This is a genomic window from Paenibacillus cisolokensis, from assembly GCF_050481165.1.
GTDB lineage: Bacteria > Bacillota > Bacilli > Paenibacillales > Paenibacillaceae > Paenibacillus_AH > Paenibacillus_AH cisolokensis.
In genome coordinates this window covers 1-10,773 of the sequence record NZ_JBCNFP010000094.1, presented here as the reverse complement: position 1 = coordinate 10,773, position 10,773 = coordinate 1, and the positions used below count along the sequence as shown (strand labels likewise).

Below are 10,773 nucleotides of genomic sequence, written 5' to 3'. Positions count from 1 at the left end.
CGCTAAGCTTCAGAGAAGCAAGCTTCTCCTCAGCTCCGCTCGACTTGCATGTATTAGGCACGCCGCCAGCGTTCGTCCTGAGCCAGGATCAAACTCTCCATAAATGGTAAAGTTGATTGTGCTCATTATTGTTGCTTCCGTCAATTCTCATTGACGGGGCAGTTCGCTCGTTGTTCAGTTTTCAAAGAACAAATGCTGCTTTCGTTTCACCGCCGTTTCAGCGGCGACTTTTATAATATATCACAGTCTCCTATGCATATGCAAGAACTTTTTTTAAAAAATTTGATTGCATCTTTCAGGAAATCGTTCTTGCTAAGAGGGACGAGCATTAATTTAACATACACATTTCAAATCGTCAAGCCATGGATTCCGCAAGTCTGTAGCGAAGTTCGAGCGCATCGGGATCGCCTTCCGCAGGCATGATCGCAACTTCCCGCACGTAAGACCGTTTAACAAGCTGCTGAACGACCAGCGAAAGATCGACGTGCAAACCGGATATCGCCGGATGCTGCTGAAGCTCCGAAATGCTCCAAGGCTCTTTGCGGCTCGACAGAATATGAAACAGCAGCGAACAGCTCGATTTCATTTTGCTCATGACGGAAAATTCACACGCCAGCAAAACAAGCTTGACCCGCTGCTCCAGCGATTCGGGACTGGCGGTCAATTCTTCGAACAGCTTGTAGATGCCGGGATGAAAACGGCGCATTTGCCGCCATACGGTCAGTTCCGGGTGGTGACCCGCTTCGATGAGCACAATATGGGCCCAATGATGCAGGGCGTTCAGGACATGGCTGTATGCATCGAGCACATTTTTGTCCTGCAGGTCTTGTTTGGCTTGCAAATAAGTGCGCAGGAAGCCGGCAAATTCGACAAGCTGCTTCCGCTGGCGCAAATCATCCGGAAATAGAAGAAGTTTATGACGCAGCCGTTCCAAATACCCGTCCCGGTCCACAACGATTCCTCCCCGTACCAGCCATTGGATCAAACTGCGGTGTTCCCCGCTGGCGATCGATCGCTCCAGTTCAGTTTGCCCAACGGTCCGTACCAGCATCCTTTTGCCCTCGAGGGCGATATGACCGGTAGCCGCTACGGCGTCGTCCAATATAACCAGCAACATCTGATCCAAGCCGTCGATAATCGGACTGTAGGGGTACGGGTTATCGATCATGACCAAACTGACGAGGCCCGGCATCGTCTTCAAAGCGTCGATATATTGCTCTTTCGTATACTGCACTTGATCCTCCATATAGCTTCACCGCCCGGTTTCGGCTATAATATAACACTGCAAGGAATATGTTCGACAAAGCTTACCGCGTTTCCTGCCTGACCGTCAGAAAACGTGTTGATCGAGGGAGATGACCAAATGTTTTTCAAAACAAGCAAGCTTAACGAGTTCCGGCTGTGGGGCCTCGTCTTCACGTTGCTCGGCATGGGCCTTATGGTCGTCGGCACCGCGGGCATTGTTTTTTGGGGACCGCAGATCGGCAAAGTAATTGCCGGCATTTTTATGGTATTCGGCATGATCGCGCTGATGGCCAGCGTCGCCGTTTATTTCTGGGCCGGTATGATGTCGACGAGCACAACGGTGCTGGAATGCCCCGAATGCGGACGGCAAACGAAAATGTTGGGCAAAACCGACCGGTGCATGTTTTGCAAAACGATTTTGACGTATGATATCAGCAAAGCGACGGAAATTCCGGCTGTCGAAGAGGATGACGGGGACGAAACCCGCGGGGAACACCATGCGCATCCGGCAGACAAATCTGCATCTTCCCAAGCAACCACCTGAGCCGGCTAAGCCGACCGGCCTATGAAGCGCAAGAACCCGTTCATGCCTCAAAGGGCAGACGGGTTCTTGCGCTGTTTTAAATGATAAGCCGATAAGTTCATTTTATGATTAAGTATCGAGTCCGGACAATAATCAAGATTTTTGCTTCAGAAACCGGTCGATTGCCGGCCAAATTTCAGCCGAGCCGAATGAACGCTGCCAGGTCGCGACGCCTGCGAGATCGTATTTGCGCACCAGCCCCACCCTCGACGCCGCCGAGCGCTCATCCTCGATCCATATGCGCTGTAACGCGCCGTTCTCTTCATATTCGACGTAATGCTGTCCGGCGGATTCGTCAAATTCGGGCTTCAGCTTCCGCTGGGCTATAATGTCCGCAACCTGGTCCATCCCTACCGCTTTCGAGCTTACTTCGACGCCGGATTCTCCTTGCTTCTCCGTCCATATGCGGGTATAGAGCGGCATGCCGAGAATGAGCTTCTCCGGCGGCACGCCATGTGCTTAACGGATGCTTCGGTCCAAGGCAGCGAGGCGACCGACCCCGCTTTCGGACTGGAAGCCCAATGTTCGTCGTACGCCATGACGATCATATAATCGACAATCCGGCCAAGCTCGCGGCGGTCCAGAAACGCCGACCACATTTCGCTGTTCGATTTGGGCGTCACATCGATCGACACAGCCAGGTTTTGTTCATGCAGAAGCGGCGTCAGCTCCCGCACGAATTGAACGAGATTTTCCTTGTCCTTCGTATAAACATTTTCAAAATCAATATTGATTCCTTGCAAATTGAACATTTTCGCATAGGCGAGCAACTGCTTGATCATGGAAAACCGGGTGTCCGCATCGGCCAGCGCTTCGGTCGTCCGCTCCGGTTCGAAACCGTTGCTGAACAGGCCCCACACCTGCTTGTTGTTGCGGTGCGCCCATCTGACATAGGCCGCATCCGCTTTGCTGCGGATTTTGCCGTCCCCGTCCAGCAGTTCGAACCAGGTTGGGCTGACGACGTTTACGCCGGGCAGCGGTCCGATCTTGGACGGGTCGGGATTGCGATTATAAACCGCTTCCCAGGTCATATTGATTTTCTGTCCCGGCTTGTTCCAGGCGACAAATGGCTCGCTTCTTTCCGGCTCCGGTATCTTTTCCGCTTCCCGCAGCTTCACATCCCGTTTGGAGATGTAACCGATATAGCCTCCCGGGCTTTGCAGCCGGTACCATCCGTCCTTCTCTCCCCATACCCGGAAGACGGCGTTCGCCGGCAGTGCTTCAACGATCGGCGCCCTGATCGTCGGCTCGCTGCGCATTTTCGCCTCTTCAACGGCTTCGGCCAGCTGAACCGCCTGTCCCGCCGCAAGAACGGTCACAATGCCCGTCGACTCCGCCACTTCCGCGTACAGTCCATATAACTGCTCGAGCGGTTCTATCGGCAAATAAACGGTGCCGTCGCGCGCTTCCGCGGCGAAACGCAGCTCAAGCGGTTTTTCATTCAAGGCGGCGGTAAGCGCCTCGGTCTTCATGCGCAATACTTTATCGGAAGTCGTCATAATAATCGAGCCGGATTGTTCTTCATACCGGATCGATTCCTTGGACCCGGCGGCCAGCTGCGCGACCGATAACGGAAGCTTCGGCTCGCCATTTTCCAATACGGCGCCTTCCTTCATCAATTCGCCGTTGAAAACGATCGGATGCTCCACTCCGTAGTCGATATCAAAGTACGAAAAATTCGGGACAAATTTCAAATAAATAATCCAAATACCGAATGCGAGAGCCATCAAGCCGCAAAACGTCATCAAATTTCTCCATCTGCCGCCCCTTCGCCGCGATCTGCGGCGAGTGTAACGGACCTTCACCTCTGCCTTCAACCTCCTGTCCCGGACAAAAAAATGAAAACGCGCAGCCGGCATGGTTCCTACCAGCCGATCTGCGCGTTCAAGCGCCGCGAACCGCCCTCCTGTCTATACGTTACGACAACCTTTCAGTTTTTGTGGACCGATTTGCAGTTGGAGCATAAACCGTAAATTTCCATCCGATGGCCTTCCACCAGAAAGCCAGTTTCGCGGGAGGCCGCTCTCTCCACTTCCAGCAGCGGCGGATAATCGAAGTCGACAATTTGTCCGCACGACTTGCATATTGCATGATAGTGGTCTGACAAGTCAGCGTCAAAACGGCTGGAATCGTCGCCGTAAGTCAATTCCCTGACAAGTCCGGCCTCAACAAACAGCCGCAAATTATTGTAAATCGTTGCAACGCTCATGCTCGGAAAAGACGGAGACAAAGCTTTGTAAATTTCATCAGCCGTCGGATGTGTCATCGAATTCATTAAATAGCTCAGGATGGCGTGACGCTGCGGGGTCATACGAACGCCGTTCATTTTCAGTTGTTCAAGCGCTTGTTCGACTTTGGCACCCATTTCCCCTCACGCCTTTCTCGTAGTAAACGTTGTGTGTAGTTAACGTTATTGTACGTGCATTTTTCCTCTTTTGTCAACGCAACTTCCCTGATTTCTCATGTTTTACGGGATGTACCTTTTTATGAAGATGCTGTTATTGGCATCGATATTAATGCGGTAAACGCCGTCGCCGATCGCGCCCTGCACCGTTTTTTGGCTGACTGCGAACGGCAATTCCGTTTCGATACTGCCGAAGGTGACCGAGCCGTAAATCGAATAGCTGCCGTCTTCCGGCAGTTCGAGGCTTATTTCGCCCACCGAGCTGTCAATGTCCCAATTGCCGCCGACAACGGAGCTTGCAGCGCTGATGCTGCCGTTTAACGTATAGGCTTTGACGGTGCGTGCCGCTTCCTTAATGCCGATCCGGCCGTTCTTCGCATCGACCGCGACGTTGCCGTCGATTCGCGTCAGTTGAATGGCCCCGTTCGTCGTCGAAGCGTTCACGTCCCCGCTTATGCGGGATGCGGCGATCGCTCCGTTCGCCGTTTGCAATTCGGCACTGCCCTGCACGCGGCTGACCGTTATACCGCCGTTCTTCGTCGCGGCATGGACATCGCCGGTAATTTGCGATATTTGAATTTCGCCGCTGGCATTACGAGCGGTCAATCCGCCGGGCAGCGTCAATCCTTTCACGCTCAACGTCCCGCTGCCGGTCTGAACGTACAACGCGAGCGGCTTCGCCTCTTCCGACAGCGGTGTTTCCGCCGCCTCGTCTGTTCCGGCCGTTTCATCCGGCTCCGGTCCGTTCGCCGGATCGGGCGATGGCAGCCCGTCCGCTTCCCGTTCCGGTGTTTCCGCCGCCGAACTTTCGCCGCCCGCGGCAGTATGGCCGCTTAAGCTGGCGTAAGCGTCCAGTTTATCCGCCGGCAGCGTCACTTTCATATTTATGCGGGGGGTGCGGCTTCCGTTCGCCCCGTAAAGCTCGCCTTTCGCTTCGATCCGGAATTCTTCGCCTGCCGCAAGTTCTATGCGTGACCGGTCGGCTACGGCATCCGCCGCGGCTTTATCCGGCAAATCGACCCAGAGCACCGCCTCCACCCGCACTTCATCGCCTTCGCCCGCCCGTACGGTCACTTCTCCGTTAGGATTGTCGATCGCGATCGTTTTCGTCTCCGGACCGAGCGGCTTGGCGGTTGACGGCAGGACATACCGGAAGCCTTTCTCTTCCCCCAGATCCCCCAGCCCGGCAATATCCACATTCCATTGATCGAGCCAGCGGAAAGGCAGCGCAGCATATTGCGTCACCCCGTATGCCGCCGCCGCAATGACAAAAGCCAAAACCCCCGCAGCCGCATCGAACGACAGCCGGAGCGGCCGGCGCCGATAGGCGTGCCAAACGCCATATCCGACAAATTCGAGCCCGAGCAGCAAAAAAACGGCAGGCCACCATTGTTCCAGCAGCACCAGATCGTTGCGGTTTTGGGCACGGTCCCACAGAAGCAAAACCGCAACCGATACAATCAGCAGGATTGAAGTCAATCGGCCGAGACGCGGAACGCGGCTGCCCGGACGTACGCATAACAGGGCTGCTATTATCAAAAGTCCGATACCGGGTGCATAATCGGCCGCACGGTCGAACAGCGGAATGAATTCGCCGGGCATCCGAACGATGAATAGCAGCAATGCCCCGGTCGCCAAAACAGCCAGTCCCTGTATAATAACGGTCGCCGGGGAAGGCCGTTCTTCTCTCACCGGCGATTTCGCGGCCGGACTAGCCGTCAATTGAAGCGTATCGAACACACTGTAAAAATAAAGAACAGGCAAGGCAAGACCCAAATACACGATAAGCAGCAAATGCCGGCCGCCCGCTGAATCGGCCAAACGAATCATCGTCGCGATGTCGAGCAGCAGCGCCCCAAGCAGCAGAATGCCTTTGGCATAATATCCGAGATACAAATGACCGGCTCCGGGAACGAAAAATGCGAGCAGTCCTGCGGCTAACCGGCTTTTCTCCCGCGTGCCTTCCGGCGGCATGACGCCCTTCATACCGAGCTCACGGCGCAAGCGCCTCCGGGATGCTTGATTTTATCCAACGGCGCGGGAACCGTTTGCCGCTTGGACACGATCGCCGCAGCAGCCTCCGAGGAAGAAGCCGCTGTCGGACCGATGCTCGACTTTCCCGTATTCATTATCGTCCCCTCGCCCGAAAATCCGATACCGGTAATGACTGCCGCCAGGTCGGCCCGGCCGTTCGACTTGCCGGCGAAAGCCGGGAAGCCGCAACTGAAAAGCAGCGTCAGCAAGCAAGAGCCAAGTGTCATAGACGAATCCCCTGCCTTTCCTCTTATGCACGAATCGTATGTCTCCATTACTATACGCGCAGCTTGGTACCGGCTTGTCTGTATCATACTAGAAAACGGGATATAGAAAAAGTAAAAAGATGCCGCCGCTTCTTGAGCGGGGCATCTTCTCTTCTATCGGCCTGCAGCCTTATACGCCGGAAGTCTAACCGTTCAACCGTTCCGCAAGCAGCTGGTTGACAAGTCCGGGGTTCGCTTTGCCTTTCGTTTCTTTCATGACTTGTCCGACAAGGAAACCGATCGCCTTTTGCTTGCCGGCCTTGTAATCTTCTACCGATTGCGGGTTCGCCTCGACGACTCGATTTACAATTTCGCGAATGGCGCCTTCGTCGCTGATCTGCACAAGCCCTTTTTCCTCGACAATCTGCTGCGGGAGCTTGCCCGACTCGAGCATTTCCTTGAAGACGGTCTTGGCGATTTTGTTGCTGATCGTTCCTTTCTCGATCAATCCGATCATTTCTCCGAGACCTTGACCGGTGATCGGCACGTCGCCGATTTCCAGATTGTTCGCATTCAGATGGCCGAGCAGATCGCCCATGATCCAGTTGGCCACCGCTTTGGCGTCTTTCGTGTATGCCAGGCTCTCCTCGAACAAATCCGCCAGCTTCTTCGAAGACGTAATCACTTCCGCATCATAGGAAGAGAGGCCGTAATCGGTCGTGTAGCGCGCCTTGCGGGCATCCGGCAGCTCAGGGATCGTCGCGCGTACGCGCGCTTTCCATTCGTCGTCGATGATCAGTTTAACCAGATCGGGATCGGGGAAGTAGCGGTAGTCATGCGCCTCTTCCTTGCTGCGCATCGACACCGTGCGCCCTTGCGCTTCGTCCCAGCGGCGCGTCTCCTGAACGACGCGGCCGCCGCTGTCGAGCACGTCGGCCTGCCGCCACTGCTCGTATTCAAGTCCCCGCTGCACGCCGCGGAAGGAGTTCATGTTCTTCAGTTCCGTCTTGGTGCCGAACTCCTTCTGGCCATAAGGACGCAGACTGATGTTCGCGTCGCAGCGCAGGCTGCCCTGCTCCATCTTGACGTCCGAAACGTCACAGTACTGCATGATCGCCTTCAGCTTTTCCAGATACGCTCTCGCTTCTTCGGGCGATCGGATATCCGGCTCGGAAACGATCTCGAGCAGCGGCGTGCCGACCCGGTTGAAGTCGACGAGCGAAGCTTGTCCGCCGCTTACATGCGTCAGCTTGCCCGCGTCCTCTTCCAAATGAAGCCGCGTAATGCCGATCCGCTTCGTCTGGCCGTTAACTTCGATATCGATCCAGCCATCCCGGCCGATCGGCTGGTCGTACTGGGAAATCTGATACGCTTTCGGTGAATCGGGGTAAAAATAGTTTTTCCGGTCGAATTTGCTGACATCGGCGATCGTGCAGTTGAGCGCCATCGCCGCCTTCATCGCGTATTCGACGGCTTGCCGGTTCAACACCGGCAGCACGCCCGGATGCCCGAGGCAGATCGGACAAGTATGCGTATTCGGCGGCGCGCCGAAGGACGTGGAGCAGCCGCAAAAAATTTTGCTCTTCGTATGCAGCTCGACGTGCACTTCGAGGCCGATCACCGTCTCGTATGCTATTGCTTCAGACATTGTTCTCGTTCCTCCTGCTCTAACGTGCTTCGTTCGCCACGCTTACAGCTGCGGGCGCCGCTTGTGATGGTCGGTATGCTGCTCGAAGGCGTGAGCCGTACGCAGCACGGTCGTCTCGTCGAAAGGCTTGCCGATAATTTGCAGGCCGATCGGCAAGCCGTCGGCCATGCCGCACGGCACGCTGATGGCCGGAACGCCGGCAAGGCTGACCGGGATCGTGCAAATATCATTTAAATACATGGTGAGCGGATCGCCGATCTGCTCGCCGATGCGGAACGCCGTCGTCGGCGCCGTCGGCCCGATAATGACGTCATAATTGGCGAACACGTTGTCGAAATCGCGCTTGATCAGGGTGCGCACTTTTTGCGCTTTCAAATAATAAGCGTCATAATAGCCGGAACTGAGCGCATACGTGCCGAGCATAATGCGGCGCTTGACTTCCGGACCGAAGCCCTGGCTGCGCGATTTGCGGTACAGATCCAGCAGATTGTCCGGATTGTCGGCGCGGACGCCGTAGCGGACGCCGTCAAACCGGGCAAGATTGGATGACGCTTCGGACGAAGCGAGCAGGTAGTACGTCGCCACCGCGTATTCCGTATGCGGCAGGGACACTTCCTCCCAGGTCGCGCCGAGCCCTTCGAATACTTTCAACGCCGCCAAAATTGCTTCCTTCACCTTCGGATCGATGCCTTGACCCATATATTCCTTCGGCACCCCGATCCGCATGCCTTTGACGTCCCCGGTCAAAGCGGAAACATAGTCCGGGATGTCCACATTTGCCGACGTCGAATCCATCGGATCGTAGCCCGCGATCGCTTGCAGCACGTAAGCGGCGTCTTCGACGTTCTTCGTCAGCGGTCCGATCTGATCCAGCGAAGACGCGAACGCGACGAGGCCGAACCGGGACACGAGCCCGTAGGTCGGCTTCAGCCCGACAATTCCGCAGTAGGCGGCAGGCTGGCGGATCGATCCTCCGGTGTCCGAACCGAGCGCAAAATAGACTTGTCCGGCCGCGACCGAAGCGGCCGAGCCGCCGCTGGAGCCGCCGGGGACGTAATCGGTGTTCCACGGGTTGCGGGTCGGGAAGAACCCGGAGTTTTCGTTCGAGCCGCCCATCGCGAATTCGTCCATATTCAGCTTCCCGACGGTGACGGACTGGGCGGATTTCAGTTTTTTGACGACGGTCGCGTCATAGATCGGATTGTAATTGCTCAGAAAGCGGCTTGCACAGGTCGTCAGCAGCCCCTCGGTGACGATATTGTCCTTGATGCCGGCCGGAAGCCCGAACAGCAGTCCGCGTTCCGCCCCGGCGGCGAGCTGCCGGTCCAGCTCGGCGGCCTGCTCCCGCGCTTGCTCCTCATTCAATGTAATAAAGGCCCGGATGGACGGGTCCGTCTCCTTGATCCGGCAGTAGGATTCGTCTACCAGCTCGGCGACCGACAGCTCCTTGTCGTGTAATTGTTCGTGCAGTTGCTGCAGGCGCATGTCAAACAGTGCCAACAGTCGTTCCTCCCTTCAACATGAACGGTCGTTTATTCCAATACGGCCGGCACTTTGAACTGGCCGTCTTCCTCGTCCGGCGCGTTACGCATAACCGCTTCCAGCGGCAGCGATTCGCGCACCTCATCGTCGCGCATGACATCCGCGAGCGGCAGCACATGGCTCGTCGGCTCCACATCGTCCGTGTCGAGCTCGCCCAACTTCTCCGCATATTTCAGAATGGCGTTCAGCTGTTCCGTAAACAACGCTTTTTCCTGATCGGACAGCTCGAGTCGAGCCAGATCGGCGACATGTTCGACATCCTTTACCGTAATGCTCATCCGTCATTCCTCCTTTTGCTTCTGCTCATTCTACCTATTATAGACGAAGATGGGGGACGAACTCAACGAGATGAAGCAGACTTAAGACGGAACGGTCACAAGACGGAGCGGACATGAGAACGTGCGCGCATCCGGCGGACTTCCCGGCATGAAGAAGGGGCTGTCCCAAAAGGTCTTGAATGACCTAGGGACCGCCCCTTCTTTTTTGTCTTATGCAGTCTCGTCCGCCACCGGACATTGGGGCGGAAGAGTGGCCGCCGCGATTATATGACTGTCGGACTGTTCCAGCGAACCGATGTCACTGGTGGCAGCCAAAGATGGCTGTGCCAGCGGGCCGCGATACTATCGGCGTTAGCCGAAGATGGCTATGCCAGCGGGCCGCGATGTCACCGGCGTTAGCCGAGCAGGCTATGTCCAGCGGGCCGCGATGCCGCCGGCGTTAGCCGAAGATGGCTATGCCAGCGGGCCGTGATGTTGCCGGCGTTAGCCGAGCAGGCTGTGCCAGCGGGCCGCGATGCCGCCGGCGTTAGCCGAAGATGGCTGTGCCAGCGGGCCGTGATGTCGCCGGCGTTAGCCGAGCAGGCTGTGCCAGCGGGCCGCGATGCCATCGGCGTTAGCCGAGCAGGCTGTACCAGCGGGCCGCGATGCCATCGGCGTTAGCCGATCGACCCTTTTCCGGCGGGGCAGGGGCGCCGGTAACAGCTGAAGAGCGGTGAATAGTGCAAAAGTGCAGGATTTTCTCCCCTGACGGATGTCTTAGGCTCAAATTACTGCGAAAGTGCAGGATTTTTTGATCATTTCCGCCTTACACGCCACTAGCGTTGCATCAAAGA

General features: G+C 56.3%; 8 protein-coding genes, 1 rRNA gene and 1 pseudogene. 1 reads left to right on the top strand and 9 read right to left on the bottom strand.

The window, feature by feature from the left end:
• Both ABEV74_RS15740 and ABEV74_RS15735 read right to left on the bottom strand, forming a co-directional pair.
• Positions 1–104, bottom strand: a 16S ribosomal RNA gene (locus ABEV74_RS15740); the annotation flags it as partial.
• Positions 105–355: 251 nt separating this feature from the next.
• The gene (locus ABEV74_RS15735; RefSeq protein WP_213527841.1) at positions 356–1,246 is read right to left on the bottom strand and encodes a nucleotidyltransferase-like protein; all 891 of its coding nucleotides are present in this window, start codon (positions 1,244–1,246) and stop codon (positions 356–358) included.
• Positions 1,247–1,363: 117 nt separating this feature from the next.
• Between ABEV74_RS15735 and ABEV74_RS15730 the strand changes: the two genes are divergently transcribed.
• Entirely contained in the window at positions 1,364–1,789 is a 426-nt protein-coding gene (locus ABEV74_RS15730) for a YgzB family protein (RefSeq protein ID WP_062495269.1), read from the top strand.
• A 132-nt stretch (positions 1,790–1,921) separates the two neighbouring features.
• Here ABEV74_RS15730 and ABEV74_RS15725 read toward each other — a convergent pair.
• The 7 genes and pseudogenes from ABEV74_RS15725 to gatC all read right to left on the bottom strand — a co-directional run bounded on the left by ABEV74_RS15725 (position 1,922) and on the right by gatC (position 9,940).
• Positions 1,922–3,444 (bottom strand): annotated as a pseudogene (locus ABEV74_RS15725) (glycosyl hydrolase family 18 protein).
• Between the two features lie 314 nt (positions 3,445–3,758).
• Positions 3,759–4,193: a peroxide-responsive transcriptional repressor PerR gene (gene perR / locus ABEV74_RS15720; RefSeq protein ID WP_062495273.1), complete on the bottom strand. Its 435-nt coding sequence runs from the start codon at positions 4,191–4,193 to the stop codon at positions 3,759–3,761.
• A 102-nt stretch (positions 4,194–4,295) separates the two neighbouring features.
• A complete protein-coding gene (locus ABEV74_RS15715) occupies positions 4,296–6,236 on the bottom strand; it encodes a DUF4097 family beta strand repeat-containing protein (protein WP_430147354.1) in 1,941 nt (646 codons plus the stop codon).
• Complete coding sequence (locus ABEV74_RS15710) at positions 6,215–6,493, bottom strand: MgtC/SapB family protein (RefSeq protein ID WP_430147351.1); 279 nt, start codon at positions 6,491–6,493, stop codon at positions 6,215–6,217. Before ABEV74_RS15710 ends, ABEV74_RS15715 begins: the two co-directional genes overlap by 22 nt.
• 184 nt (positions 6,494–6,677) lie before the next feature.
• Positions 6,678–8,120: an Asp-tRNA(Asn)/Glu-tRNA(Gln) amidotransferase subunit GatB gene (gene gatB / locus ABEV74_RS15705; RefSeq protein ID WP_062495278.1), complete on the bottom strand. Its 1,443-nt coding sequence runs from the start codon at positions 8,118–8,120 to the stop codon at positions 6,678–6,680.
• Between the two features lie 42 nt (positions 8,121–8,162).
• Positions 8,163–9,620, bottom strand: coding sequence for an Asp-tRNA(Asn)/Glu-tRNA(Gln) amidotransferase subunit GatA (gene gatA / locus ABEV74_RS15700; protein WP_430147348.1), 1,458 nt, complete (start codon positions 9,618–9,620; stop codon positions 8,163–8,165).
• 32 nt (positions 9,621–9,652) lie between these two features.
• Complete coding sequence (gene gatC / locus ABEV74_RS15695; RefSeq protein ID WP_430147346.1) at positions 9,653–9,940, bottom strand: Asp-tRNA(Asn)/Glu-tRNA(Gln) amidotransferase subunit GatC; 288 nt, start codon at positions 9,938–9,940, stop codon at positions 9,653–9,655.
• Positions 9,941–10,773 lie beyond the last annotated feature (833 nt).